At 69.7% G+C, this 25456-nt stretch carries 24 protein-coding genes and 3 pseudogenes; 7 read left to right on the top strand and 20 right to left on the bottom strand.

All coding sequences use genetic code 11. The annotated features are described in order from the left end of the window. The first annotated feature begins 79 nt into the window (after positions 1-79). Together ACFVX4_RS32175 and ACFVX4_RS32170 are read left to right on the top strand one after the other, a co-directional pair. On the top strand, positions 80-454 hold the full coding sequence (locus tag ACFVX4_RS32175; protein ID WP_389984042.1) for a PadR family transcriptional regulator: 375 nt from the start codon (positions 80-82) through the stop codon (positions 452-454). After that, positions 451-1047, top strand: coding sequence for an HAAS signaling domain-containing protein (locus ACFVX4_RS32170; RefSeq protein ID WP_389984039.1), 597 nt, complete (start codon positions 451-453; stop codon positions 1045-1047). Before ACFVX4_RS32175 ends, ACFVX4_RS32170 begins: the two co-directional genes overlap by 4 nt. A 73-nt stretch (positions 1048-1120) precedes the next feature. On the opposite strand, the pseudogene ACFVX4_RS32165 reads toward ACFVX4_RS32170, so the two are convergent. Next, positions 1121-1490: pseudogene (locus ACFVX4_RS32165) on the bottom strand (transposase); the annotation flags it as partial. 151 nt (positions 1491-1641) lie between these two features. Next, a complete protein-coding gene (locus ACFVX4_RS32160; protein WP_389984036.1) occupies positions 1642-2241 on the bottom strand; it encodes a hypothetical protein in 600 nt (199 codons plus the stop codon). Positions 2242-2459: 218 nt separating this feature from the next. Between ACFVX4_RS32160 and ACFVX4_RS32155 the strand changes: the two are divergent. Next, positions 2460-2900 (top strand): annotated as a pseudogene (locus ACFVX4_RS32155) (Tn3 family transposase); the annotation flags it as partial. An 88-nt stretch (positions 2901-2988) separates the two neighbouring features. On the opposite strand, the gene ACFVX4_RS32150 reads toward ACFVX4_RS32155, so the two are convergent. The 10 genes from ACFVX4_RS32150 to ACFVX4_RS32105 form a co-directional block, all read right to left on the bottom strand. Beyond that, positions 2989-3564, bottom strand: a complete 576-nt coding sequence (locus ACFVX4_RS32150) for a hypothetical protein (RefSeq protein WP_389984033.1) — start codon at positions 3562-3564, stop codon at positions 2989-2991. Continuing rightward, positions 3561-4958: a hypothetical protein gene (locus ACFVX4_RS32145; RefSeq protein ID WP_389984030.1), complete on the bottom strand. Its 1398-nt coding sequence runs from the start codon at positions 4956-4958 to the stop codon at positions 3561-3563. Before ACFVX4_RS32145 ends, ACFVX4_RS32150 begins: the two co-directional genes overlap by 4 nt. Next, positions 4955-5788: an ABC transporter ATP-binding protein gene (locus ACFVX4_RS32140; RefSeq protein WP_389984027.1), complete on the bottom strand. Its 834-nt coding sequence runs from the start codon at positions 5786-5788 to the stop codon at positions 4955-4957. The genes ACFVX4_RS32145 and ACFVX4_RS32140 overlap by 4 nt, the downstream gene beginning before the upstream one ends. Further along, complete coding sequence (locus ACFVX4_RS32135; RefSeq protein WP_389984024.1) at positions 5785-6603, bottom strand: zf-HC2 domain-containing protein; 819 nt, start codon at positions 6601-6603, stop codon at positions 5785-5787. Before ACFVX4_RS32135 ends, ACFVX4_RS32140 begins: the two co-directional genes overlap by 4 nt. After that, positions 6600-7160, bottom strand: coding sequence for an RNA polymerase sigma factor (locus ACFVX4_RS32130; protein ID WP_389984021.1), 561 nt, complete (start codon positions 7158-7160; stop codon positions 6600-6602). The genes ACFVX4_RS32135 and ACFVX4_RS32130 overlap by 4 nt, the downstream gene beginning before the upstream one ends. A 793-nt stretch (positions 7161-7953) precedes the next feature. After that, positions 7954-9573, bottom strand: a complete 1620-nt coding sequence (locus tag ACFVX4_RS32125) for a hypothetical protein (protein WP_389984018.1) — start codon at positions 9571-9573, stop codon at positions 7954-7956. A gap of 286 nt (positions 9574-9859) precedes the next feature. After that, a complete protein-coding gene (locus ACFVX4_RS32120; RefSeq protein ID WP_389984015.1) occupies positions 9860-10768 on the bottom strand; it encodes a class I SAM-dependent methyltransferase in 909 nt (302 codons plus the stop codon). A 165-nt stretch (positions 10769-10933) separates the two neighbouring features. Next, positions 10934-12037 (bottom strand): NAD(P)-dependent alcohol dehydrogenase, encoded by a 1104-nt coding sequence (locus ACFVX4_RS32115; RefSeq protein ID WP_389984078.1) that lies wholly within the window; start codon positions 12035-12037, stop codon positions 10934-10936. Between the two features lie 2 nt (positions 12038-12039). Beyond that, the gene (locus ACFVX4_RS32110) at positions 12040-13446 is read right to left on the bottom strand and encodes an aldehyde dehydrogenase family protein (RefSeq protein WP_389984075.1); all 1407 of its coding nucleotides are present in this window, start codon (positions 13444-13446) and stop codon (positions 12040-12042) included. 7 nt (positions 13447-13453) lie between these two features. Next, on the bottom strand, positions 13454-14230 hold the full coding sequence (locus tag ACFVX4_RS32105) for a (5-formylfuran-3-yl)methyl phosphate synthase (protein WP_389984013.1): 777 nt from the start codon (positions 14228-14230) through the stop codon (positions 13454-13456). A gap of 446 nt (positions 14231-14676) precedes the next feature. On the opposite strand from ACFVX4_RS32105, the gene ACFVX4_RS32100 reads away from it, so the two are divergent. Further along, the gene (locus ACFVX4_RS32100) at positions 14677-15450 is read left to right on the top strand and encodes an SMI1/KNR4 family protein (RefSeq protein ID WP_389984010.1); all 774 of its coding nucleotides are present in this window, start codon (positions 14677-14679) and stop codon (positions 15448-15450) included. A gap of 128 nt (positions 15451-15578) precedes the next feature. Here the strand turns inward: ACFVX4_RS32100 and ACFVX4_RS32095 are convergent, their stop codons facing one another. Further along, a complete protein-coding gene (locus ACFVX4_RS32095) occupies positions 15579-16295 on the bottom strand; it encodes a hypothetical protein (RefSeq protein WP_389984007.1) in 717 nt (238 codons plus the stop codon). Positions 16296-16606: 311 nt separating this feature from the next. On the opposite strand from ACFVX4_RS32095, the gene ACFVX4_RS32090 reads away from it, so the two are divergent. Next, positions 16607-16912, top strand: a complete 306-nt coding sequence (locus ACFVX4_RS32090; protein WP_389984004.1) for a hypothetical protein — start codon at positions 16607-16609, stop codon at positions 16910-16912. A 333-nt stretch (positions 16913-17245) separates the two neighbouring features. Here the strand turns inward: ACFVX4_RS32090 and ACFVX4_RS32085 are convergent, their stop codons facing one another. The 3 genes from ACFVX4_RS32085 to ACFVX4_RS32075 form a co-directional block, all read right to left on the bottom strand. Then, a complete protein-coding gene (locus ACFVX4_RS32085; RefSeq protein WP_389984072.1) occupies positions 17246-17362 on the bottom strand; it encodes a DUF6191 domain-containing protein in 117 nt (38 codons plus the stop codon). A gap of 76 nt (positions 17363-17438) precedes the next feature. Then, positions 17439-18698, bottom strand: a complete 1260-nt coding sequence (locus tag ACFVX4_RS32080; protein ID WP_389984001.1) for an MFS transporter — start codon at positions 18696-18698, stop codon at positions 17439-17441. A 50-nt stretch (positions 18699-18748) separates the two neighbouring features. Further along, entirely contained in the window at positions 18749-19507 is a 759-nt protein-coding gene (locus ACFVX4_RS32075; protein ID WP_389983998.1) for a GntR family transcriptional regulator, read from the bottom strand. A gap of 632 nt (positions 19508-20139) precedes the next feature. On the opposite strand from ACFVX4_RS32075, the pseudogene ACFVX4_RS32070 reads away from it, so the two are divergent. Further along, a pseudogene (locus ACFVX4_RS32070) lies at positions 20140-21237 on the top strand (methyltransferase domain-containing protein). Between the two features lie 290 nt (positions 21238-21527). On the opposite strand, the gene ACFVX4_RS32065 reads toward ACFVX4_RS32070, so the two are convergent. From ACFVX4_RS32065 to ACFVX4_RS32055, 3 genes are all read right to left on the bottom strand, one after another. Then, a complete protein-coding gene (locus tag ACFVX4_RS32065) occupies positions 21528-21767 on the bottom strand; it encodes a hypothetical protein (protein WP_389983995.1) in 240 nt (79 codons plus the stop codon). A 294-nt stretch (positions 21768-22061) separates the two neighbouring features. Beyond that, on the bottom strand, positions 22062-22661 hold the full coding sequence (locus tag ACFVX4_RS32060; RefSeq protein ID WP_389983992.1) for a cysteine hydrolase family protein: 600 nt from the start codon (positions 22659-22661) through the stop codon (positions 22062-22064). Positions 22662-22779: 118 nt separating this feature from the next. Further along, entirely contained in the window at positions 22780-24024 is a 1245-nt protein-coding gene (locus ACFVX4_RS32055; protein ID WP_389983989.1) for an MFS transporter, read from the bottom strand. 213 nt (positions 24025-24237) lie between these two features. On the opposite strand from ACFVX4_RS32055, the gene ACFVX4_RS32050 reads away from it, so the two are divergent. Beyond that, the gene (locus ACFVX4_RS32050) at positions 24238-24705 is read left to right on the top strand and encodes a transposase (protein ID WP_389983986.1); all 468 of its coding nucleotides are present in this window, start codon (positions 24238-24240) and stop codon (positions 24703-24705) included. A gap of 317 nt (positions 24706-25022) precedes the next feature. Here the strand turns inward: ACFVX4_RS32050 and ACFVX4_RS32045 are convergent, their stop codons facing one another. Then, on the bottom strand, positions 25023-25451 hold the full coding sequence (locus ACFVX4_RS32045; protein ID WP_389983983.1) for a TIGR03668 family PPOX class F420-dependent oxidoreductase: 429 nt from the start codon (positions 25449-25451) through the stop codon (positions 25023-25025). Between the last annotated feature and the right edge of the window lie 5 nt (positions 25452-25456).

The raw sequence follows: 25456 nt of genomic DNA, 5'->3' as shown, positions 1-25456 counted from the left end.
GCACCACCAGACTGATGGGTTGAGGGGATCCGCGCCCCCCGGTTCCCATCCGCTTGTCCCACAAGGTATCTTGCATCGCATGGAACCAGGTGATTCGACCAAGCAGGCCCGGGCAGCCGCCCAGCTGCGCAAGGGGGTCCTGGAGTACTGCGTACTCGCCCTGATGCGGGACCGCCCCCGTTACGGCGTGGAACTCCTCCATGCCTTGGAGGACTCCGGTGCCCTGGCCACCAGCCAGGGCACGGTCTACCCGCTGCTCTCCCGGTTCCGCCGCGACGACCTGGTCACCACCACCTGGCAGGAGTCCACCTCCGGCCCACCCCGTCGCTACTACGCGCTCACCGACAGCGGCCGGGCCGCACTCGACGAGTTCACCCGTGTCTGGCCCGGTTTCCGCAACGCCGTCGACGCCTTCCTGACCACCCCACACCCCTCCACCGGAGACCTCGCATGAAGACCCCCACCGATTCCGTACGCGACTACCTCTCCGCCGTCGAGCGCGAGGCCTCCGCGCTCCCCGCCGACCGTCGCCAGGAACTCCTCGCCGACCTCGCCGAACACATCGAGGTGACGCGCGCCGAACGCCCCGACGCCGCGATCGGCGAGGTCCTGGCGGAGCTGGGAGACCCCCGCACGATCGCGGCGACGGCGCTGTCCGAGGCGGAAAACGGGGCCGCCGGGGCCTCGGCCCGAGGCGATGTGGGTGCACCCGCCCGGCGCGGCAAGGTGCACCCCCTGGTCCCGCTCCTGATGCTGACCCTCTCGATGCCCTTCATGATGGTTTTTCTCGCTGCCCCCGGCCAGCTGTTCGGCGTCCTGTTCCGCATCACCGGCGCGGTACTTCTCTGCACCTCAGTGCACTGGACCGCCGTCCAGAAGACCACCGGCGTACTGCTTGCCGCCGTCCTGCCGAGCGTGATCATCAGCACCTGGAACCTGTCCAACGGCGGCCCGGAGGCCGGCACCCCGGCTCTCCTGGCCAACCTGGCGATGCTCGCCCTGATGGCCGGCGCGGCAGCATGGCTCTGGCGGGTCCGCCGCGCCTGAGACGTTGTTTCCGGTCTGCGTGTTCATCGAGAGCCGTTGGCCGACTGGTGCGGTGCCGGAGGGTTGCCGGTCAGCGGGTGATGCGGCGGGTCATGAGGGTGATGGCGGCCCAGGTGATGAGGGTTTCGGAGTGCTGGACGAGCCGTTCGTAGTCACGGGCGTGGCCGCGGGCGTTCATGATCCAGGACAAGCTCCGTTCGACGACCCGGCGTCGGGGGATGACGACGAAGCCAGTGGTGTCCTTGGGGCGGCTGACGGTCTTGATCGTCAGGTTGAGGTGGTGTTGGGCCCAGGTCGCGAGCTTTCCGGCGTAGGCCCGGTCGGCCCAGACCATGGTGATCTCCGGGTGCATCAGGCGGAGGCGGGAAGAGGACCTCCTTTGCGGCGGCGGAGTCGTGGAGATCGGTCGGGGTGACCATGACGAACAAGGGGAGGCCGCGGGTGGCACGCCCGCCGGCACGCACGAGACCACGAACGACTCGTCCAGCACTCCGAAACGCTCATCACCTGGGCTGCGATCACCCTCATGACCAGGCGACTCACCCGACAGAACTCCGCAGCAACCCGCCCGTGACCTCCGGAGTGCACCACTCGTCAGCCGGACTGAACACGCTGCACGGATAGCGCCGCTTGTCTCTCAGCCCAGAAACGGTAGACAGCCCAGCCGGCACCGAACACAGCGGCCGTCCAGACGATGACCTCGGCGAGAACAATCGCCGGGGTCAAGGTGAGGTGCGGCCGAGGCGGCAGCACGACCATCTGCACGGCAGCGCCCACCGGAACCGTCAACGCCGCAAGCAAGCCGACCAATCCAGGCTGCCTGATGGCTGCACCCACCACACCAAGTACCAGTCCGAACGGCACACCCACCACCAACCAGCTGACCATATCCGTGCCGGCCCCCGAGACGAAGGCATCCGTCACGTAGTACGCCACCGTGGCAGCGACCAGCGCCAGGGCCCCGACCAGCGCACCTCGGACCCATGTCCCGGCCAGCCAGCCCATCGCCACCGCCAGCGCGGCCCAGGACCAGCCTGCGTCCACCAGCAGGCTGAGCACCTTGGCGGCCTTGGCCCAGACGGTGCCCGTGAGAGGCATTCCGAGCTCCGCATACGGCGACGAAAGCGCGTTGACGAGCGAGGTAACCGCCCCAAAGCCCACCCCGACGGCGAGGCCTCCCACCATGATTTTCATACCGAGAGGGTATCCAGTGCGCTGTGACGCCCCTCCGAGCTGTTACTGACCACTCGCAGCGGTGCTGTCCGTTCACATGACTCCGCCTCAATCCGGGTGCTGCCCATGGCAGCTGAACCTCTTTTGCCCGTTCGAGTAAACGAAGCCCGAGTGGTCCAGGGGACACGTCCACCGAGTAGGGATCAGAAACAGGTACCAAGCACCCCACCTACCTCGAAGAACTCGGCCGGGCCGACCGTGCGATCTCCGCATGCGACTACCTGGCCGGCCCCGACCTGCGCCGCGAGATCCACGGTGGGCTCCAGGTCGTGGAGAACTGGAACAGCGCGAACACCGTGCTGCATTACGGCAAGGACGGCGCCCTGACCGGCCCGGACAAAGAGCACGCTGAGACCAGCATGCTCGCGCTGCACCTGCTCCGGTCCAGCCTCGTGCACGTCAACACACTGCTGCTCCAGCAGGTCCTGGCCGAGCCGAAATGGGCGAAGAAGCTCAGCGACGGGGACCGGCGCGGCATGACCGCGCCGTTCTGGTCCGACGTCAACCCGTACGGCACCTTCCGCCTGGACCTGGACAAGCGCCTCGACCTGGGGCTCACGGTGCCCCGCCCCCGCACTTGGGCGGACACCGCCGACCGATCGGTGACGGAGACACACTGAAGTACTCCCGGTCCCCAGACGAACGAGGCCGCGCGGTGGGTGCTCGATCCGATGCGTGCGCATGCCGCACGCGACCGCGCTGCGGTCGTCACCGTCTCGGTCCCGCGACGGCGTAGGCCCCGGTGCCGGCAACCGCGAGGACCAGGGCCGTCCAGGTGCCCGCTGCCGTGCCTGCCGGCAACAGCATCCAGCTCGCCACCTGCATCGGCGCACTCGTCGGGGGTGGGGCAAGGAACGAGAACGAGAGCCAGGCGAACGGCAGCGTCCAGGCGTACTGGCCGCCCGAGAGCACCGCTCCCAGGGCGGCCAGTCCCATCAGGCCCGCGCTGTCCCGGACGACGAACGCGGTGGTGGCCATGGACTCGCCCATCGCCTGCACTGTCAGCAGCACCGTGCCGACGACCGCGCCGCAGAGCAGCACGTGTGCCGCTCTGCAGGGCACCCAGCGGATCGCGGCCGTCCGGTCCAGCGCGAGGTCCTGCCCGCTGAGCCCGATCGAGGCTGCCATCGCCCCCGTAGCGAGGACGAGCGTGGGCAGCCGCGGATCACCGGGCCCTCCGCTGCCGTCCCGGGCGAGTGCCCACACCGCCACCGCGCTGATCACCACCGCGGCGAGCGACGCGGGTACCTGACGCGAACGCGCGTACAGCGTCAGCCATCTCACCGGGACGCACCGTCGTTCAGCGCGTCGAACGCGTCGCCCTTGCAGGAGAGCGCGGCGGCGCGCATCGCGTTGATCCGCGAGAGCTGCTCGGCCCGCGGCAGCGCCTTGAGTTCCTTCCACACCGGGCGGGTCTTGGCGTCGACCTCGCGGCGCAAATTTGCTGGCAAGGTGCCGGGAAGCGGCCTGAGGTCCCCAAGGACCCAGCCCACCGCGACGGTCTGCGCGAATTCATCTCCCCCGAAGCTGCTCCAGCCGACGGGGGAACACCCTGGCACCATGCCTTGGGCGATCAGGGCCCGGGTCAGGTCCTCGCCCTTCGCGGCGGCGATGATGTCGTCGTCGAAGTCGAAGAGCACGGTCTTGCGGGACCACTGCGGCGTGGAGCCTTCCGGCAGGACGGCGGTGTTCTCCCGGACCGAGACCGGCGCCTGGCTGCCCAGGGCGCCACGCAGCAGGCGCAGCGCCTCCTTGCCGGGACCCGCGAGGTCGGCGAGTCGCGCCTGCTGCGTCTTCGTCACGCACACCGGGCCGTCGCACACCAGCTCCGCGGCGGCCTCGTCGACGACATAGATCCGGCGCGGGTCGGAGGGAAGGACGAGCAGGGCGATCACCGCGCCCGCCAGGACGGGCGTCAGGGCGATCAGCCGGGCGCGCGGGGTCGCGGCGACCAGCAGCGCGAAGCCGGTCGCGACCATGGCGAGCAGCCAGATCGTCTGCCCGACGTGCACGGAGGCGGAGAGCGTGACGAGTGCATCGCGCGCCTCCTGCACCGCCGGTGACAGCAGGGAGACCCGGTTCGGCGCCGTGCTCGGGAGCCCCGTCGCCGTGGTCGTCTCCGTCCGGCCCAACGACATCTGCATGAGGGCCGTGAACACGAAGGCGCCCATGGCCAGCGCGGGCGGGGTGAGCACGGACGGCAGGGCCCGCCCGGCTCCCATGCCCAGCACGGCCCCCGCGACGAGAGAGAGTGCCCCTACCAGCGAGATCGGCAGCCACCCGAGGTGCGTGTACCCGGTGTTGGCGACCACCTGGACCGCGCCCACGAGGACGAGGAGCGCGAAGGCCGAGGCCAGCGTGATCGCCGTCGTGCCCGCCAGCGTCGCCGCGCGGTGCCGGGCGGGCCGCGGCGTGCTCGTCAGCAGCTCGGACATCTTCGAGCGGTGGTCGCGCAGACCCTGCAGCGCCCCGAGCCCCGCGGCGAGCGGCCACAGGTAGAACAGCAGGGATCGGGTCCACAGGGCCATGGACGTCCACTGGGCCGTCCACGCCGTGGTGCCCGTCCACCACGGTCCGGGAATCAGGTACAGGAACGCCAGCGCCGTCGTCAGGAACACGGCGCCGGCCCACGGGGCGACGGAGCGCTTCAGCTCGATGCGCAGGACGCGGAGGTTCACCAGGTGCCCCTTGCCTGCTCGGGGTTGAGCAGCAGCGCCGAGTAGCCGCGTTCCAGCGGGCTGTCCCCCACGTGCTCCGGTCCGCCCACCGAGGCCAGCTCGTCCGGAGGGCCCTGGAAGACCAGCCGGCCCTCGGCGAAGAGCACCACGTCGGTGCAGGCGGTGGCGACGTCCTCCACCAGATGGGTCGAGACGAGCACGCAGGTGTCCGTACCCAACTCCTGCAGCAGCTCACGGAAGCGCAGCCGCTGCGCCGGGTCCAGGCCGACCGTCGGCTCGTCCAGCAGCAGGATCGTCGGGTCGTTGACGATGGCCTGGGCGATGCCGACCCTGCGCACCATGCCGCCCGACAGGGACTTCATCCTCTCGTCGGCGCGGTCCGCCAGCCCCACCCTCTCCACGGCGCGCTGCACGGCGGCGGGGATGTCCGCCTTGGGCACCTCCTTCAGCCACGCCATGTACTCGACGAACTCGCGCACCGTGAAGCGCTTGTAGTAGCCGAACTCCTGCGGCAGGTAGCCGATCCGGCGGCGCACCGCACGGTGCTCGCCCACGCCGCCCACGTACTCGCCGAGCAGCTCCAGGCTGCCCTCGGTGGGGCGCAGCACGGTGGCCAGCGTCCGGAGGAGGGTGGTCTTGCCCGCCCCGTTGGGGCCGAGGAGGCCGTGTACGCCGGTGCCCAGCGACAGGTCGAGCCCGTCGACGGCCATCCGGTTCCTACCGACCCTGACCTTCAGCCCGGTCGCCTGGATCTCCCAGGCGTAGGCCGTCGGTGCGATGTCGGCCGCACTCACCGCGGACGTCATGTGGTGTTCCTTTCCGATGGTCATCGATGGGCTCCCAGCACGGAGTACGCGCCTCTGCGGGCGATCACGACACCGATGCCGAGCGCGAGGATCAGCCCCCACACGGGCAGGCTGCCCGTGTGCAGGGCGAAGGTCGTACGGCTGGTAACCAGGGTCGGCGCCACGATCGCGGCGGCCCACACGGCCGCCAGTGCGACAGCGGCGCGGGTGACGCCGACGACGCCGCCGAGCGCCAGGGTCGTCGAGGTGAAGGCCAGACAGGGCAGCAGCCACTGCGCGGCCGTCACACCGGTCACCCATCCGGCCACCAGCAGCACGGGGACGACCACGGCGAGCACGGACGCGGTGCGCCGCAGCACCAGGTACAGTCCCGCCCTCGGCGCGGAGGCCGTCAGCTCGTACGCCGGGTCCAGGCCGCGCGACCACGACGCCGCGACGCCGAGGACGGGCAGGATCGGGGCGAGCAGCAGCACCAGCGACACCTCGCCGAAGCCGGTGTCGACCAGGTCGAGCAGGAGCGCGAGCAGTGTCACGCTCACGACCATGGCCAGCCACGGCACCATCGTGGGCGTCATCCACCTCGACAGCCACGCCGACCGGCGCCGTCGGCGCGGCATCGTGGCGGTGGCGGCCAGCTGGGGTTCGAGGTCGGACCACACGGTGCCGACCAGCGCCGCCACGGCGGGCGCCTCGGCAGTGACGGCGGCCGACAGCCGGTCACGGCACACCCCGCACGCCTCCAGATGGGCCTCCAGGGCCCACACCTCGTCGGCGGCGATGTCCGTGTCGCCGCGTGCGTAACCGTCGATGATCCGCATCGACGCGTGTTCCACGCTCATGCCAGCGCCTTCCGCATCGCGATCCGGGCCCGGCGGGCACGGGTCTTGACCGTGCCCTCGGGCAGCCCGAGCAGGACCGAGGTCTCCCGGACGGACAGCCCGTCGAGCACCATGGCCTGCAGTACCTGTCTGAGTTCCGGCGCGAGGCGCCGCAGCGCGTCGCCGACGTCACCGCCGACGGTCGTCGCGAGCGCCTCCTCCTCGGCGGCGGGCGCCGCGTCGGGGAGAGCGGCGGCCGCCGGCGGCTCGGCGTGGTGGGCCCTGCGCCGGAAGGCGTCCACGAGGCGGCGTGCCGCGATCGTCCACAGCCATCCGGCGGCCGTCCCGCCCGCCGAGGACCCCGCGAACGCGCCCGCCGCGCGCCACACCGCCAGATACGTCTCCTGCATGACCTCGGCAACGATCTGCTCGTCGGCGCAGCGACGGCGCAGCCGCAACGCCATCCACGGCGCGGTGCGCCGGTACAGCTCCTCGAACGCCGCGCGGTCACCCCTGGCCACCAGCTGGACGAGACGCTCCTCGTCCAGCGCGCGCGGTGCCTTCCTGACTGATCTCACACCGGCTAGACGCCCGGGGCCGGCCGCAGGTTTTCCTCCCGACGTGATCCCCGCCACATGTGGGAAAACCCGTGGGCTCCACTCAACTGAGGTTTCGCCGCTGCGCAGCGGTAGCTTCGCTGGTCCGGAGGGTCTCGCTGAATAGGGCGGGGTGGCTTGAGCCGCGGTGGCTTCGGTTGTCCGAGCTCGCAGGAACGCGGTGACCAGGACTTCGATGGAGATGCCCCATCGGGAGCACCGAATGCTCGCCATCGCCAATGAGCGTTCGATTGCTCCCCGATGGGCCGAGTCGGCATGGCGTCACCCGCACAACTGCCCGGATATCGATGGCATGGCCACGCCCGGACGGACGGGGAACATCCGAACGAAGGCCGGTGCCGGCCCAATCGGTGTCTCATAGGTGGTCGCTCGTGGTGAGCATCCCCGTCCCTCGGGTCACGGTCCACGTTGTCGCCGCCCGGGCAAAAGTCTCCGCGGGTGCTGTCCCCACTGGCGTTCAACAACCGTCCGAAGCCGCCCGGGAACGAGACCGAACGCCGCACCGGACGGCTCGGAGCCCGTCCGGTCGACGGGGGACGTCATGGGTCCGGCAACCCGCCGCCCGGCTCGGCTGCTCGGGCTCGCGCCCTTCGGAGCGGGCCTCGGCGGCGGGGCCGTTCGCGCACATCCACGTGGTGCGGGACTACCCCCGACCCTGCCGGGCATTGCGCCCGGCCAGGTGGTGGGCAGTCCTCCGATCAGCGTCTCCGACGGCACCCCTCAGCCCTCGACGGGCGCGCGGTCGACCTCTTCCTCACCGGTCGCTGAATGTCACCTCCTTCGCGTCCTCGGCGTACTCGAAGTTGCCGGTGAAGCCCCAGTTCTTCCAGCCGCCGTCCCCCTTGTTGGTGATGGTTCCGCTGTCGAGGGCGAACACATCGACACCGTCCACCACCGCAAGATGTTCGAGGCCGGACACCCCGGAGAAGGAGAGGTTGTTGAACGATTTCGCCACGATGATGTTCTTGCCGGGGAAGCTGCGGCTGTACTCGTCGATCAGTGAATGGGTCAGCTCGGCGTTGTCACCCGGCACCTTGCCGGAGTAGTCGGTACCGGGGTACGGCCCGCCGTCCGCGTACTTCGGCGACTCGTCGTCGAAATTGACCGTGCCCGATCCGGTGGCAGTGGAATCGGCCTCCAGGTCGGCGGGTTCCGGCTGGTCGAAGGCCACCTCCGAGCCGTCGCGGGTGAAGTCGCCGTAAAAGGCCCAGTTGATGTAGCCGCCGTCGCCGTCGTTGCTGAACTTGCCCTTGTCGAAGACGTAGATGTCGAACACGCCCCGGCCCAAAGCGATGTCGTCCCCGTTCTCGGCGCCATGGTATTCGTTGGAGTTCAGCCGGTACCTGCCCCGATGGACGAACGAATCCGGCTCCTCGACCCAGTGCGACGCCTGTTCCGAGTGCATCGCGACCACGTTGTAGTCGGGGTAGCAACGACGCATGTCGTTCACGAGCATCCGCACCGCCTGCGTCGATCCCTCGTCGTCCAGCGGGGAATACGTGTCGTAGTACCGGCTCCGATCGGGCGGTTCCTGTCCCTCGACCTGGCAGCCCTCGTCGCCGGGCTTCCAGCCCTCCTTCCGCTTGGGACGGGGCGGCTCCTGGAACGTGACGGTGCGGCGGTCCTCGCTGACGTCGAACACGCCGTGGAACGCGCGGTTCTTCCATCCGAGGTCGGCGTCGTCCGCCCAGGTGAACTTGCCGGTCTTGAACGCGTACACGCGGTACGTGGTGCCGCTGATCTCCACTGTCTCGATCAGCGCCGTACCGTCCATCTCCTGCAGGTTGCCCTCGTGCGGCTGCGCGATGACGATGTTGTAGTCGGGGAGGCAGTGGGCGAGGTCCGCAAGCGCCAGCTTGACCCGCTTCTCCTTGTTCTTCTCGTTGTCGATCTTGTCGATGACGAAGTTGACCAGCCAGGAGTACCCCCAGGCGGCCGCCTTGCCCAGAACGCCGCTGCCCGGAACGGACACCGACGACTGCGATTCCCGCGGCTCGAAGCACAGGTCGGGGAGTGCGTTCACCGTCTTGCCGGGGGCCTTGCCGACGGACTTTCTGACGGACTTGCCGACGGGCTCGCCGGCTTCGGCACGGAAGAGGGTGCCGGGCTTGACGGGGTCGTCGTCGGAACCCGTCCGCCGATAGTCGCGTTCGCGCTTGACATCGTTGTCATCGAGGCAGCCACTGCCGCCGCCCGCCGCCGCACCGATGCGGCAGACCTGATCGTGTGCGACGCGGGAGATGTCGCCCCCGATGGTCGCGGCGGCGATCGCGCCGACCACGACGGCGACGATCCCCAGCAGGGCCAGGTACTCGATTGCCGTCTGCCCCGCGCTCGCGCGCATGTCCAGGCGTATCCGGTCACTGCGTTTCACGCGTCACCTCGTCGTGGATTACTCGCGTCACCGGAGCCGTATGCCTGCCGGGGCTCGAACTGTAACGACGACACCCGGACCCACAGGTAGGGTCCGGGGGCCCGCCCCCCGGACCCAGATCACTGGACCCAGATCACCGGCCCCGAACCCGGACCCGGATCCTGATCGGGGCCTTCGGCAAGGGCCGGCCGCCCCGTCGCCGCGCGGGGGAACCCGCCCAGGGCCGCCGTCGGCTTGCCCGGTCGGGTCCGCCGCACGATCGGCGGCCCGGCCGTCGGTGGCAGCGTTACGGTCGGGGCTTGTTCGCGAATACCCAGCGGTTGCCCGCCAACGCGTCGTTCTGCTCGGGCAACGGGCCTCGTCCGTGATGGCGGGTGAAGTCGAAGGGGGTCCGGACCGATGTGTCCCAGCCCCTGCGCACCAGGTCACCGGCGGAGTCGGGCCGCGGCTCTCTGTCGAACAGGTTGAGCAGGTCGATGCCGATCTGGTGTGCCGTCGAGGTGTACAGCGGGCTGTCCCGGTACTCCAGCAGGTCCTTGTCGAGCTTGACCTCGAACGCCAGCGCGCTTCCTCCCGTGCTCAACCGGTCCACCGTGTCGATGAGGTCCGTCTCGGCGGCGGCGGGCAGGTAGAACAGCAGCCCCTCGGCCAGCCAGACGCTCGGTGCGTCCGTGTCGAACCCGGCGTCGGCCAGCGCTCCGACCCAGTCGTCGCGCAGATCGATCGGGACGGGTACGCGCGCTGCCTTCGGGGTGGCCGACAGTCCGTCGAGCACCTTGTGCTTGAACGCCAGCACGCCTTCCCTGTCGATCTCGAAGACCACACAGCCGGGAGGCCAGTCGAGTCGGAACGCCCGCGAATCCAACCCCGCCCCGAGCAGGACCACTTGTCGGACGTCACCCGTGTGCACCGACTGGAGGAGAAAGTCGTCGAGGACCCTCGTCCGCAGACCGAAGTAACGCGCGAACCGCCCCCACAGCGGGTTGGTGTCCCCGTCCGGAACCTGTTGTATCCGGACCGGCCAGCCGGCGGACGCCGGTGCGGCGAGCACGAAGTGCTCCGCATAGACGTCCCGTGCCAGGGTGTCGTGGCGGTGGGTCTCGATCGCCCGTGCCGCGGCGACCAGGAGAGCGGTCAGGCCGACACCTCCTTCCACGCCTTCCACCCCGGTGTTCCGCGACGTTGTGCCGACCACGTGTCCTCCTTCGGGCAAGTTGAGACCATGAACAGCGAGGAATGCGAATGATGGATCAACGGTGGACGCACGACGCCACCGCTCCGGGCGCCCCGTTCCTTGGGGAGCGCCCGACAGCGCACAGTCCTGCGGCCACCGGATGGGCAGCGGCGCCGAATGCCTCGCTCATCGGCTCCTCCCCTCCGGAAGCAGGACGGGTTTGACCACGCGGCCCGCGTCGCAGTCGCGTTCGGCCTCGTTGATGTCATCGAGTGGGTACGTACGGATCAGCTCGTCGAAGGGAAACCGCCCGGCCTGCCACAGCCCGGTCAGCCGCGGAATCAGCAGTCCCGGCACCGCGTCCCCCTCGCAGATGTGGGAGATTCTCCTGCCTCGGTCCAGTGCCCCCGGTTCGAGCGGCAGCGCGGTGCGGAGCCGTGCCACCAGACCGAGGTGGCCAGTCGGGCGCAGGGCCCGGAGCGCGTCGTTGATCAGCTGGACGGAGGCCGTGGTGTCCAGCGCGTACTGCGCGCCGCCGTCGGTCAGTCGCCGGATGCGACCGGGCAGGTCGGCCGATGCGGCATGCAGTGGGATCGCGCCGAATCGTTCGGCGAGGGCCAGCCGTTCGGGGTGCCGGTCGACGGCCACGGTGACCGCTCCGGAGGCGGTGGCCGCCATCACCGCGGCCAGGCCCACCGCTCCTGCGCCAAGGACCGCGATGGTGTCGCCGGGCCCGGCGCCGAAGGAGTTGAAGACCGCTCCGGCGCCGGTGAGGAAGCCGCAGCCGAGCGGCCCGAGCAGTTCGATGGGCAGCGAGGGGTCGGCCCGGACGGCATTGCGGGCGGGGACCACCGCGTACTCGGCGAACGAGGACTGACCGAACCACCGGGGGGCCAGTTCGTCCCCGGCCGCGTCGGTGAACCGCGCGGCCTTCTCCTTGCGCCCTCCGAAGAGGTTGATCGAGGCGAAGGAGTCGCAGTAGGCGGGGGCCGCGTTCATGCAGTTCCGGCAGTGTCCGCAGGAGTCGAAGCTCAGCACGACGTGGTCGCCGTTGCTCAGGCCGGTGTGCGGGCCGCCCGTCTCCACCACGACCCCGGCCCCCTCGTGGCCGAGCACCGCCGGCAGCGGTGAGCGGCCGTCCGAATGCCGGACCGCGAGATCGGTGCGGCACATCCCGCAGCCCGCGATCCTGACCAGGATCTCGCCGTCGGCCGGTCCCGTGTTCAGGATCACCTCCTCGACGGCGAATCGGCTCTCGTACGAGCGCAGTACCGCCGCGCCGAACCTCATCGTCACGCCTCCTCCGGACGGTGCACGACGAACGGCCTGAGGTTCCCGTAGAGCCCCCACGGCCCGCCCGCGACGCCGACACCGCTCTGCTTGATACCCGCGAAGGGCTGAGCGAGGGACAGTTCGGCGTGGTGGTTGATCCACGCCGTCCCGCACTCCAGCCGGTCGGCCACCGCCTCGGCCCGGTCGAGATCGGTCCCCCATACCGAGCCGCCCAGCCCGAAGCCGGTGTCGTTGGCCGCCTCGACGGCTTCGTCGAGGCTTCGGTACGGCAGCACCGGCAGGACCGGACCGAACTGTTCGTCCGTCACCACCGGACTGCGGGGCGGGACATCGGCCAGGATCGTCGGGGCGTAGAAGTAGCCCGGTCGGTCCGGCCGGTGGCCACCGGCCACGGCTCGGGCACCGTCTGCCAGGGCCAGGGCCGTGTAGCGCTCGACCCGGGCCAGCTGGGGGATGTTGTTGACCGGACCCAGCTGCGTACGCGGGTCGAGGCCGGATCCGATGACGGTGGTCTTCGCGCGCTGCGCGAGGGCCTCGACAACGTCGGAGTAGAGCCGGGCCGGCGCGTAGACGCGCTTGACCGCCATGCAGACCTGCCCGCAGTTGCGGAACGCCGCCCAGAACAGCCGGTCCGCGATCCGCTCCACATCCACGTCCTCCAGCAGGATGGCGGCATCGTTGCCACCCAGCTCCAGGGTGACGCGGCCGAGCGACGCCGCCGCGCCTGCCGCGACGGCCCGTCCGGTGGGAATCGAACCGGTGAAGGTCACGTGACGGATTCCCGGGTGGGAGGCCAGGCGGGCCCCGAGGGGTTCATGACCAGTGATGATCGTGAGCACGTCCTCGGGGAGGGCGGTGGAGATGACGGATCCCAGCAGCCGTGTGGCGAGGGGCGTGAAGGGCGAGGGCTTGAGCACCACCGTGTTGCCTGCGGCGAGCGCGGGCGCCAGCTTCGCCGACGCCAGTTGGAGGGGAAAGTTCCACGGGACGATCGCGGCGACGGGCCCGAGCGGTCGCCAGCGGATCTCGCTCCGTACCGGGCGACCGTCCGTGATGGGCCGGGGCCCGGGGTCGAGTTCGGCGAAGTAGCGCAGGCGGGCCGCCGTGCGGGCGATCTCCGCATACGACTCGGACAGGGGTTTGCCCTGTTCACGGGTGAGCAGAGGAGCGATCTCCGCCCCGGCGGCCTCCACGGCGTCGGCTGCCGCCAGCAGAGCGGTGGCGCGGGCGCCGCGGTCGGTCCGCCAACTGCGCCAGGCCTCGTGGGCCCGGCCGACAACGACGTCCAACTCGTCCGGCTGCTGGTCGGGGGCCTCCTCGAATGCCTCGCCCGTTGCCGGATCGAGGACGGCGAAGCGCTCGCCGACGGTGCCGGGCGACGCCTGACGGGGCTGGCCTGTCGCCATGCCGCGGTCAACTCGCGGCGGCAACGGCAGCCGTGTGTTCCCGGGCATGCCGGTCCATCTCCGCCCGGAAGGCAGCCACCAACTGCGGCTGAATCCTTCCGGTGGTGCGGTCGCCCCCCTCGCAGACCGCCCCGCGCACCCCCACGATGTCCGTGCCGATACGGGTCAGCGTGCCGAGGTCTCCCACCTTCACACTGCCCGCGAGGGCGGCGAGCAGCTCGGCCTCGTGGGCCCGCCGGACGAACTCCGCGCAGACCTCCGGCGGAACGTGGTCGAACAGCCGGGTCCCGTCCTTGACCGCGGTGTCGAGCATGGCCGCGTCGGAGCCGGAGCGGAGGGCGATGTCGGGCAGGGCGAGCGGGTTGACGCAACCGATCCGGTGGGCGTCGGCGTAGCCCGAGGCGACGACGAACGCGTCCGGCCGGTAGTCCTTCACCGCCCGGACGACCCCCCGCATGACGTCGATGGCCTGTTCGGGCGTCGTGCATCCGTAGAGGCCGACTTTGATGTACGTGGCTCCGGAGACAGCCGCACCGAGCGCCGCCTGGGCCACCGTGCCGGGCTTGTACGGCACGTCTCCCACGGTGGCGGACACCGGCTTGTCCGCCGGGACAGCGTCACGAATCTCCTTGATGACCCACGGGAAGTTCGCGCCGAGCGAGCCCTCGTCGGGCTTCTTGACATCGACGATGTCGAGGTGGTCCGCCGCCTTCGCGCAGTCGAGGGCTTCCTCGACGCTGTCCGGGGAGATGAGAAGCAACAATGTGGACTCCTTCCACCGCATGTCCACCCGGCCGAGAGGCAGGTGTGCGGTGTCGTCTGGATCCCTTGCGGTCAGCTCATCATTCCCAGGGCCCGTGACCACCGGTAGGGCGCGCGGATCCCGAACGGTGTTGTCACGGCGTACCCGGTGCGCCGTGCACGCCGGTTCGAACCAGACGAAGGGGCTGGTCGCGAGGAGGCTCACTTCCCTCGACGAGCCCGGCGTCCGCCCTCGTTCCCGGATCAGGATCCGGCATGTGCGGGCCATCGACGTGACCGTCGGCGGGTGGATGCCGGGCCGCCCGCCGACCTGCCCGGCGCAGTCCCTGTCGGCGGGCGGCAGCCGAACGGCAGAGCACGTCGGGCACAGCCTCGGTGTGGAGTGTGCGCCTCCGGGGCCGAGGTGCGAGGTGCGAGGCCCGGGTCTCCCCTGCCTGTGCGGCACGGCCATGTGACAGGCTCGTGGCCGTGACCCCCGACCTTGTCCTTCTTCGAGCGTTGATCGACGAATCGCCCGCAATCGCCACTCGGCCCGGATGTGGTGCGCCGGAGGCGTGGATCCGCTCGGCCGAGTCGGCCGTGGGCCCGCTCGCGCCGTCGTACCGGTGGTGGCTGGCCGAATACAACGACGGCGAGCTCGACGGCGAGCCGCTCGCGACGCTCGCCCCACCCGGCGAGCGGGGCACCGACGACCTCACCGCCGAGTGGCGCCTCGACGAGGACCGGCTCTGCTTCTCCACCGAACCGGACGGCGACGGCACCTACCACTTCGCGCTCGACCGTTCCGCGGAGTCGAGTACGGGCGAGGAGCACGCGGTGATCCGGCGCGATCGCCACAACGGCGCGGAGGAACTGGTGGCGGGCTCGTTCGCGGGCTTCCTGACCCTGCACGTGGCACGGACCGCCGGGCTCGGCGACACCCCCACTCCGGCGCTGGCCCGGCTCTGGCGGTCCACGCCCGGTGTCCTCCTCCCCAACGGTGTCCAGGTCTACGGTCCGCTGGACATCCTCGAACGCAACGAGACCTACGAGGTGAGCACGTACCAGCCGGACTGGGTGCTCATCGGCGACGACAGCGGCGGGCGCGGTCTGTTCATGCGTCGCGGGGGCGGTTACCGGGCGTCCGTCCACAGCCTTGACCTCGGTGCGGGTGACAGCGACATCGACAGCCCCGGCGTCGGCGAGTGGGTGACCGATGACCTTCTCGGCTGGCTGGCCGCCGGGGCCGACATCGGGCGTTGACCGGGAGCTGCGACGTTCATGGGACGAGCCCGTAAAGACCGCCCCACCCCGTCCCAGCCCGCCCCACTCTCCACACCCGAGCCCGTTGACCAGCACTGGTGAAGAACCCCGGCTGGAGTACCACTGCGTCACGAGTGGTAAAGCACCCGCACGACCATCGTGTCGCCGGGCAGGCCGTCCAGGCAGGCGTTGAACATCCGCTCGTAGTCGGGGCCACCGCCCTCCACCCAACGCCCGTCGAGGGTCAACAGGGCGGGGGTGGGCAGCACGGCGGCCACATGGCGGGTCACGTACGGCTCCCGGTCCTCGTCGAAGTGGAGGACGGGGTCGAAGGTGAACCGCTCCTCCAGGGCGGGATCGGCCTCGATCGCCTGGATCAGGGGCTGTTCACGGAAGGCGGCCACGGCCGCCTCCCTGGCGTGTTCGGGCTCCAGGTTCCTGACCCGCTCGGCGAAGTGGTGGAAGGGCAGCGCGGGCGGGTGGCGGTCGGCGAAGGCACGGTACGCCGTCCAGGTACCGGCCGCCCGGCGGGCCTCGGCAGCGCGGGGCGTGTCGAGGTCGAGAATGCCGCGCGGGCCGCCGTGACAGCGCGAGGGCGGCAGGTCCTCGGGGGGTTCGGTCCAGTCGTCGTACCGCACGAGCCGGGAATCGTCCTCGTGGCCGGGCAGTACATCGAAGAGACAGCCCGCCCCGGAGACGAACCAGTAGCTCCACTCTCCCACCCAGTCCGGGTGCGGGTGGTCCTCACGGTCGTACCAGAAGGGGGCCATCGCCTGTTCTATCGCCTGCTTCAGCCCGTCGGGGCCGACGGGCGGCAGACAGACGGTGATGCGCTGTTTGCCCATGGTGTCCCCTCCTGTGGTGTGGTCCGTGCTGGGTGTGTGGTCGGACGGCGCGCGTGGTGCGGTGCGCGATCCACCTTGGCAGGCCGCGCCGGTCAGATGGTCGGCAGGGGCCGGCCGGAGACGAGTGGGTTCGTCCCGTCGGCGTGGGCTCTTCGGCCAGGATCACGGGCAAGTTCATGGGGCCGGACGGTAAGCCGAAGTCGCCTCGGTGCTTATGGGTTGTGGCCCCGACCGACTACGGCGGGCGCGGTGGCCTGGTCCCGGCTTCTACTTGGGCCTGTTGTGTGGCCGGGCAGCTCATCCGGGCCCGCGTGACGCCTCCGGCGACGCCTGAGGATCGGCGCGAACTCACCTGGATCGCCGAGCAGTTGGTACCCGGCGCCGACCACGCCCGCACCGCCTCCGTCAACCTGCTGGAGGAGCTCTCCCCGGCGATCCTCTTCGGTGCCCACGGGGACATCGTGGTCCGTGTCATCGAGGCCGGGACCGCCCTGGGCCAGGACGGCGCGCGCGGGGGCTTGCCGCCGCCCGCCACCCCGACACCGAGCAGGTGCACTGCTCCGCCTCGACCGCTGGCTCGACGAGCGCTCGGCAGCCGCACAGCACCGCGACCATGACCACTCGTCAACCCTCCTGGCCCCCCGGGCCAGTTCCTCGGGATCTCCGGTCGGTTCCGGCCTCTCGCTGGTCCGGGTCCTGGGCGAGGAGAACGTCGAGCGGCGGAGCGGCGGAGCGGCCCGGGGACCGTCACCGTCGACGAGGACGGCGACTGCCTCCTCGCCGATCCGTGAAACACGGCCCTGCCGGCCCTGGCCGACACCGCGATGGCCTTCGGCGCACCGCGGCTGCTGGACGACGGGGCCACCGCGCTACCGACCCGGGCCTGGACCGCGACCTTCGGTCCCGGGGCGCCCAAGTCCTGAACGGGCGTCGGCAGTCCGCCGCCGGGATCACAACCGCCGGATCACGGCCCTCCCGGAATCCAGGCCGATGCCCATCCGCGGCGGGGCCCCGTCCTGGTCGCCGGCCCGCTGGACGGCCTCCCACTCCCCCTGCTCCCGCTGCACCTGCTTTGTCGGGGGAACCTCACTTTGGCTCTGCAGGTGATACGTGAGCGCTTGTTTGTCAGCCACTTGTGAAGCCTCAGCGCGCGAGCTCGGGGGCCTTTCCCGTGGGCAATGTGCGCATTGTTCGAAGCGGTGACAGGAAGTTGGGGAGGACGCTCAAAGTCATACCGGCTGCACCGATCCACAAGGTGCCTGTTGCTCCGAACACAGAGCCCGAGGCTCCACCCAACAGTCCACCAAGAGGAATGCCACCCCAGGACACGAAGCGAGTCGTTGCGCTCATCCGGCCCAGAAGCCGATCCGGTGTCACGGCCTGTTGGAAGCTTGATTGAGACACAACGCGGACGACTCCGCCCAGCGAAAGAGCCGCCAGTCCGATCGCAGCCACATACACGCTCCAACCTGGTCGCGCCAGTGGCATGAGGACGGTCAACGGACAGGTGACCAGTGACGCGAGCCAGATGACTGGGCCTTGCCCGACCCGCTTGGAGACCGTGGTTGCCAACAGTGCGCCCAGCAAGGCGCCACAACCCATTCCCGACAGAATGAGGCCAATACCGAAGGGCTGGAGACCTATCTCCCGCCCCAAAAAGACCAGCAACATACTCTGATACATGACCAGGAAGAGGTTGAATACTGCATCTCCGAGCATTATTGCACGCAGGGTGGGATGTTTTAGAACGAACTTCAATCCCTCCTTGATCTCTCGACCCAATTGATGATGCTCACTTTGCTCTGGCTTCTGTTCGCGTTTCCGGATAGTGATCGCGAACAGCCCCGACATAGCCATCCCGGCCGAACTCACCAAAAGCGTTGCAGGGGCTCCAATCAGGCCGACCAGCGGTCCTGCCACCGTCGGCCCGCTGATACTGGTCACCGAGCGCATTGTCGAAAGTTTTGAGTTTCCCTCCACGAGATTTCTACGTCCCACCAAGTGCGGGAGATAGCTGACGTACGCGACATCGAAGAAAACAGTCAACACGCCATGAACCAAGGCGAATGCGTAGAGCCACCAGATGGTGAGAAGGCCTGCCCACCACGCCACCGGTATCGTCAGGAGGACCAGCGCGCGAACGAGATCAGTGCTGATCATCACCGATCGCTTCCGCATGCGATCCACCCACGCGCCTGCCGGCAGCCCGACCAGGAGCGAGCCTGCCGTGGTCATCGCGGCCAGCAATCCGACCTGGAACTCGTCGGCGCGCAATGCCGCGATGGCAACCAGAGGCATGGCCAGGAAGATGATGCGGTCGCCCAACTGACCGAGCGCGGTGGCGGCAAACAATCGCCCGAAGTCCCGATCGCGTAAGAGGCCGAGCCGGGAGGATTTTGACATTCGAATACCCCACTGTCGAATTTGCGATGTCTCTCTGATGGCTTCAACGACTACGGATGGTCGACTCCGAACTCGTAGACCACTTCCCGGCGCACGTCCGGAATGACCATGTCGGCCGTTTCCACCGGATGTCCATCCGTGTCGTAGATGGTCCGCTCGATCTGAAGCACGAGGGCCCCCACGCTGATCCCCAGGAGGTTCGCCTGCACCTGGGTGGCACGAGCCGGGCGCGGCACCTCGACCACAGTCGAGATGCCCACGCCTATGGAGCGCATGCGCTCGGCCACCCCCTTTCCCCCCAGGGGACCCATCTCGGGCAGCACGATCGGCGTTCCATCCGTGATAGCCATCGGCTCCCAGGATTCGGAAAGCTGGACGGGTTGCCCGTCGGCGAGGAACTCGTAATGCGTATTGACGCAGAGGTCTCCGGGACTGATGGCGAGCCGCTCGGCGATTGCCTCGGGGGCGGGGACGCGCACCTGGCTGTGTGAATCCCAGGCGTCGGCCCTGCCCCGCTCTCTCCTGTCGGGCCAGGAGGGAGAGCCCTCCCGGCGTTCGCGGTGCCGCGAGCGGACCAGCCGCAGGCGCTCGCGCGGCAGGCGGACGTAGGTGCCCGAGCCGGCGCGTCCTTCGAGGAGACCGTCGATGATCAAACGGTCCATGGCCCTCTGCATGACGTTGCGTCCGACCCCGTACTCCTCGGCGAGCCGTGCCCGGGACGGCAGGCGCTCCCCGATCTCCCACTCTCCCGCGAGAATCCGTGCGCGCAGCACGTCGGCTACTGCGAGGTACGGCGCCTCTCGGGGCATGGGCGATCCTCCGGTTGTCCTGCGCTGCGGCAGCTGGTCGTTCCCAGGGGGCGTTGGCAAGCTACTGCACCGGGTGAAAGCTGCTGGAGTAGAAATACGCTCGGCGCTCATGCGCCTACGGAGGTTTGCGGCATCGTGCCCGTGATCGCCCGCCGCGGCACCCGGCGCGGAGTCGGGCCGCGCACCTTCGCTGGTGATCGCTTCGATCCAATTCAGCCAGGAGCCGTAGGTCGGCAGGAAGACCAACTGGATTCTCCGATCGGGCGCCCAGTCGCGGACCTTGGCGTGATTGTGCGGGAGAAGTTGTCAAGCACTACGAACAGCTTCTGTCGGGCCAGTAGGTGCGCAGGACCTGAAGGAAGCCGAGGAACTCCTGCCAACGGTGCACGGCGGGTGGTGACGTAACGAGCCGTTGGGGCGCGTCGTGCCTGATCATAGGGCGGATGACCGCCTTGCCCGAGTCGACCGCGTGGCGCTGGCGGTAGTCGACCGGGGCGGAACGCGGGGGACGGCCGCCGCGGGAGACTACTGGCGGGCGCGGCGGTGGAGCCACGCGCGGTACCAGGAGCGCAGCGCTTGACCCTCACGTGGCGTCATGCCGCATTGTCGGGGGCGTGGAAGAGCACCTGACCGTGGGACGTGTGGCCGAGCTGGCCGGCGTGAGCGTCCGCACGCTGCATCACTATGACGGGATCGGCCTCGTACAGCCGTCCGCGCGGACCGCGGCCGGGTACCGGGCCTACTCGGCGGGCGACGTGGAGCGACTGCGGGAGGTGCTCGCCTACCGGCGACTGGGCTTCGCATTGCGCGAGATCGCGGATCTGGTTGACGACCCGGCCACCGACGCGGTCGCGCACCTGTACCGGCTGCGCGGCCTGCTGCTGGAACAGCGTGACCGCGCTGCTGCCATGGTGACGGCGATAGACAGGGAACTGGAGGCACGGGCAATGGGGATCAGGACGACGCCGGAGGAACAACTCAAGGTGTTCGGCGCGCAGTTGTACGAAGCCATCGGGTCCGCTTACCCGGCGACGCGGCGCACCGAGCCGCGGATCGCCGCGAGGATCTGGGAGGCGCTCGGGGACGCACGGACGGTACTGAGCGTGGGCGCCGGCACCGGCTCCTACGAACCCCCGGATCGCGACGTCACGGCGGTGGAACCGTCGGCGGTCATGCGGGCACAGCGTCCCGCGGGCGCGGCGCCGTGCGTGGCCGCCGGTGCGGAGAGCCTCCCGTTCGAGGACCAGTCCTTCGACGCCGCGATGGCGGTCAGCACCGTTCATCACTGGCCGGACCCGGTCGCCGGGCTGCGCGAGATGCGACGCGTGGCCCGCCGGGTGGTGGTGTTCACGTACGACGCCAGTGCCACCGGCTGGCGTGAGCGGTTCTGGCTCACCCGCGACTACCTGCCTGAATTCGCTGGCCTTCTCGCCGGCTGGCCTTCACTGGCCGACCTGGCCCACGCGATCGGGGGCCGCGCGGAGCCGGTGCTCATCCCGTGGGACTGCGCTGACGGCTTCTTCGAGGCCCACTGGCGCCGGCCCGAGGCGTACCTCGACGAACATGTGCGCCGCGCGGTATCGGTATGGACCAGAGTCGGGCCGGAGGCCTAGCAGCGGGCGGTGGACAGGCTTCGCGACGACCTTTCCTCAGGCCGGTGGGCTGAGCGCAACCGCGACCTCGTCGCCCTCGACGCGGCAGAGCTCGGCCTCCGCCTTCTCGTAGCCTGAACCATCGTGCGCGAGGACGCCGCAAGGAGAATCAGTAGACGTTGCCGCGGCGGCACTTGGTCTCGAAGCGCGCTCGACCTGGAGGCCCTCGCCGTACAGGTCGAGCATGGACCGGTCGGCCCATGCAGATACAGCCCGCCCTTCACCCGCTGGTCAGCACACGTCAGCGGCGCCAACACCTCCCCGGCGAACTCCTCCAACCGGCCCCGGCACTCCGCGAGTTCATCCGCCCTCATAGCAGCGGGAAACCACCAGAGCAACCACTTGCCCAGAGACGCAACACATCCCTACTAGCCGTGCATCGCGGTGCTGTAGACGTACAGGGCTATCACGCCGGCGACGCAGGCGATGATCACCCATGAACCGAAACCGGTGTGTTTCCCACTGCCTTTGGGCCGCGCGGCCTTCCCGGAGTGATTGGACCGCCCGGGCGCTGCCCGCGGCACGACCAGCGCCGCATCGGCCGCCGTCTCGGCGAGCAGGCGACGGCAGGTCGCGGCGAGCACGTCTGTAGTGGCGGAGAGGGGCACCACGGCCTCCGAACGCGCCGGAGCGGTGCTCCCTCAACAAGATCTCACCAACTCACCAGCCGTTTCCATCAGTTGAGCGCCCACAACTCCTCAGCAAGGCCCCGGCGGCGACGTTTGTATTGGTCACCGGCACGCAGGGGGCCGGGAGCCGTAACACCGACGGAGGGCGTGGCGGCGGGTGCGGTAGGCGGCCGGTGTGAGCTCCGAGCTGCTGCTGGGCCGGCACTGGGATGTGGGCGGCCGCCACACCAGGTGGGTGCGGCGGCCGTGGGTGGGATCGGCTCGTGGTCCGAGTCAGTCAGCCCCGAGCAGGGCGTGCAGCTCGGCGGTGTCGATGATGTGGGCCCGTGAGGGGAAAACTTGATGGAGCAGGATGTTGTGGACTTCGGTGTCCGGATCGGCGACGCCGTCGGACAAAACGTAGAGCTGGTAGTCGCGGTCGGCCGCGTCGATGACGGTGGACAGGACGACGCCGCTGGTACTGATGCCGGAGACGACCAGAGTGGTGATGCCGCGCTCGCGCAGCTGCTGGTCGAGGTCGGTGGTGGACATGCCGCTATAGCGGATCTTGCGCACGAGGATGTCGCCGTCCTGGGGAGTTAGGCGCTCGTGGATGGCAGCGGCAGGGTCCTCGTGGTGCATGACGCGGTGTTGGGCCAGCGGGGCGAAGGACTTGTTGGTGGCCGGGATCGCGTCCCAGTCGGCCTCGGTGAAGCCGACGCGCACGTAGGCGATGGTGCCGCCGTTCCCGCGAACGTCGGCGATGGCGCCTTCCACGCGACCGATCAGGGCTTCACCGTCCCCACCTTCGGGCAGAAGGGCCAGGATCGCGGGCTGGCAGTCCATGACGAGAAGGGCAGTGTGCGTGGGGTCAAGTGCGGGGACAGTGCTCACGCGAGTGTTCTCCTTGCTGGTGGTGTGCCTGGTCGACGCGGGCGCCCATCGGCGGACAAGCGGCGGGCTGCGGGCTGCGGGCTGCGGCCTGCGGGCTTCAGCGGCGAGTTGCGAGGTGTCATGAGTGGCTACGGTCCAGTTCCGGCTCGTGCTGCGGCGTGTGACCGTGTCGGGGAAGCAGGAGCGGGGTGGTCAGGATGAGCAGTCCCGCGACCGTGAGAGCGGTGCGTGGGCTGGTGACGTCGGCGAGCAGCCCACCGAGCGCGGTGAGGATGGCGATGGACGCCTGCTGGCCGATCGACCAGGCCGACAAGGTGCGTGCGACGAGATGCTTGGGGGTGCGTTCGAGCCGGTAGGTGGCGAGCACCGGGGTGTACAGGCTCATGTTGATGATGACCGCCAGCTCGACAGCTATCACGGTGACGAGGCCGACGACGCCGGGACGGACGAAGGCCAGGCCGATCAGCCAGATGGCGCGCAGGGTGCCGACGGTCCGGAAGACCCAGTGCTGGCCGTAGCGGGCCACGACACGGCGGGCCAGCCGCGAGCCGATGAGTCCGCCGACGCAGGGAGCGGCGAAGGCGAGGCCGTACTGCCAGGGCGGGAACCCGAGCTGGCGAAGCAGGAGCACGGCCAGCAGCGGCTCGGTGGCCATGATCAGACCGGCGACGAGCATTTGGTTGAGGTAGAGCGCCCGCAAGCCGGGATGACCCATGATGTGTCGCCAGCCGTCAAGCAATGCGCCCGCCCGGGCCGGGCTTCTGTCGGTTGGTTGCGGCGCTTCTTCTCGGCCGCGGATCGCGGTGATGCTCAGCGCAGAGAGCAGGTAGCTGAGCGCGTCGGCCACCACGGTGATGACCGGCCCGAACAGGGCGATCGCCGCCCCGCCCAGCGGTGGCCCGACCGCGATGGAGCTCCAGTTCGTGGACTCGAACCGCGCGTTGGCCACGAGCAGGTCATCCGGCCGGACGAGGGCCTTGAGGTAGGCGCCGCTGGCCGCGTTGAAGGCGATCTTGGCTGCGGCGACCAGGGCCGAGATCACGAGCAGTTGGGCGAAACCGAGCCATCCGAAGGCGTAGGCGACCGGGATCGTCGCCATGACCGCAAACCGGGTCAGGTCCATCGCGATCATGACCGGGCGCTTGCGTCGAAACTCCACCCACGGCGCGAGTGGCAGCGCGATCAGCGCGCCCACCGCGGGCCCCACCGCGGACAGCGCGGACACCTCAGCGGGGCTGGCGTGCAACGCCAGCACGGCGATCAGCGGGAATGCTCCGAACCCCAGCCCGGACCCGTAGGCGCTGACCGCATATGCCGCCCACAACCAGCCGAACTGCCGGCCCAACGGTCTCCTGCCCACCATGCTCAGCGCGCCCCCTTGATGTCCCATCCGAACAGACTGACGTTGACCAGTGAGAGCTAAGCGAGCAGCACAGCAGCAGGTCAAACAACTGCCCTGCCAGCGATCCACAACCATCCGTTGTTCACTATGCCTCGATCCACCGCCTGGGACTGCTGCACGTTGAGGTGACACCTGGCCTGGCTTGCCCGTGGGGCGGCCTGGAAGGATGTTGCTGTGCCTGTTCCCTATCCCGAAGAGTTCCGTGACGATGTCGTGCGCGTGGCGCGCAACCGCGAGAAGGGCGTCACCCTTGCGCAGATCGCGAAGGATTTCGGCGTCCATGAGATGACGCTGTCGAAGTGGCTGCGCCAGGCCGCTGTGGACGACAATGAGAAGCCCGGCGTCGCCAGGTCCGAGTCGGCGGAGAACCGGGAGCTGAAGAAGCGGATCCGGCTGCCGGAGCAGGAGAACGAGGTCCTGCGCCGCGCGGCGGCCCCCCTTTTCTGCTCCCGGTCGCCTCCGACCAGGAGGCTTGGTACGAGGACTTGTCGCCCCGTACCGACGCCGTCCTTCGCGCCGCACTGGCCAACGAAGCCCAGGTGGTTCGTGCGGACCTCGCCCTGCTCCGCGCCGCAGAGGAGCAAGGGGCAGCGGAGCTGGCCCCGGACGGGGTCCATCCGAGCCCCCTCGGCCACAGGCTGATCGCCGACGCCTGGCTTGCCGCGGTCGCCCCTGTCCGCCTCGAACCCACGACGGCAGCGCGGTGCGAGAGGCGGCCGGTCCGCCCGGAGGGCGACCCAGGGAGGCCCGGACGGGACGGCGTACGCGGCTGAACAGCCAGGAGGAACCCGGGCGGGCGGAACAGGCATGTCCGCCCATTGCGTCGAGGGCTCCCGGCAGTGGTGCCCCGGGGCACTTCCGGCATCAGGCGCGCGACAGCGCGGCTGCTCGCCCGCAGGGGCCCGGGCCGCCTCCTGGATTTGAAGGCCGAAGTGCTCGCACACTCTGACGACGTGCTGTCACGACGCCCGCCAGCCGCTCCAGCGCAGGACCGAGACCTCGACCACCGGTCCGCCGGGTGGCCGGTCGGCGTACTGCTGGTATTTCGCCGTGAGCAGGCTGATGCAGCGGACCGCTTCGGGGGACCGGTCCGCCGGCGGAAGCACTCGGGCTTCGCCATCGGCCCGGGCCCACCACAGGCGGTCCCAGTCATCCTCGTAGTGGTCGGTGAGCAGACAGACCGACGGGTTGGCGGTGATGTTGGCCAGGCGTTTCAGCCGCGTCGTCCGCTTCGGTTTGTGGTCCACGGCCAGCATCACCGTGTCGCCGTCCAGAGCGAACACCACCGGAACCAGGTGCGGGCGGCCCTCCGTGTCGGCCGTCGCGAGGTGGGCGATGCGCGCCGCGGCGAACCGCTCCCGTGCCTCGGCTCTCGTCAGAGCGGGCATCGCAC

The sequence above is a fragment of the Streptomyces sp. NPDC058240 genome, assembly GCF_042882135.1.
Classification (GTDB): domain Bacteria; phylum Actinomycetota; class Actinomycetes; order Streptomycetales; family Streptomycetaceae; genus Streptomyces.
The sequence above is the reverse complement of the archived record's forward strand: the minus strand, read 5'-3'. Positions and strand labels throughout refer to the sequence as shown.

Bases quoted from the DNA above. Each gene is read 5' to 3' on its own strand.
- ACFVX4_RS32175 (WP_389984042.1), top strand. From the start codon at position 80: ATGGAACCAGGTGATTCGACCAAGCAGGCCCGGGCAGCCGCCCAGCTG.
- ACFVX4_RS32170 (WP_389984039.1), top strand. From the start codon at position 451: ATGAAGACCCCCACCGATTCCGTACGCGACTACCTCTCCGCCGTCGAG.
- ACFVX4_RS32160 (WP_389984036.1), bottom strand. From the start codon at position 2,241: ATGAAAATCATGGTGGGAGGCCTCGCCGTCGGGGTGGGCTTTGGGGCG.
- ACFVX4_RS32140 (WP_389984027.1), bottom strand. From the start codon at position 5,788: ATGACCATCGGAAAGGAACACCACATGACGTCCGCGGTGAGTGCGGCC.
- ACFVX4_RS32135 (WP_389984024.1), bottom strand. From the start codon at position 6,603: ATGAGCGTGGAACACGCGTCGATGCGGATCATCGACGGTTACGCACGC.
- ACFVX4_RS32115 (WP_389984078.1), bottom strand. From the start codon at position 12,037: ATGAGGTTCGGCGCGGCGGTACTGCGCTCGTACGAGAGCCGATTCGCC.
- ACFVX4_RS32110 (WP_389984075.1), bottom strand. From the start codon at position 13,446: ATGGCGACAGGCCAGCCCCGTCAGGCGTCGCCCGGCACCGTCGGCGAG.
- ACFVX4_RS32105 (WP_389984013.1), bottom strand. From the start codon at position 14,230: ATGCGGTGGAAGGAGTCCACATTGTTGCTTCTCATCTCCCCGGACAGC.
- ACFVX4_RS32095 (WP_389984007.1), bottom strand. From the start codon at position 16,295: ATGGGCAAACAGCGCATCACCGTCTGTCTGCCGCCCGTCGGCCCCGAC.
- ACFVX4_RS32080 (WP_389984001.1), bottom strand. From the start codon at position 18,698: ATGTCAAAATCCTCCCGGCTCGGCCTCTTACGCGATCGGGACTTCGGG.
- ACFVX4_RS32075 (WP_389983998.1), bottom strand. From the start codon at position 19,507: ATGCCCCGAGAGGCGCCGTACCTCGCAGTAGCCGACGTGCTGCGCGCA.
- ACFVX4_RS32055 (WP_389983989.1), bottom strand. From the start codon at position 24,024: ATGGTGGGCAGGAGACCGTTGGGCCGGCAGTTCGGCTGGTTGTGGGCG.
- ACFVX4_RS32045 (WP_389983983.1), bottom strand. From the start codon at position 25,451: ATGCCCGCTCTGACGAGAGCCGAGGCACGGGAGCGGTTCGCCGCGGCG.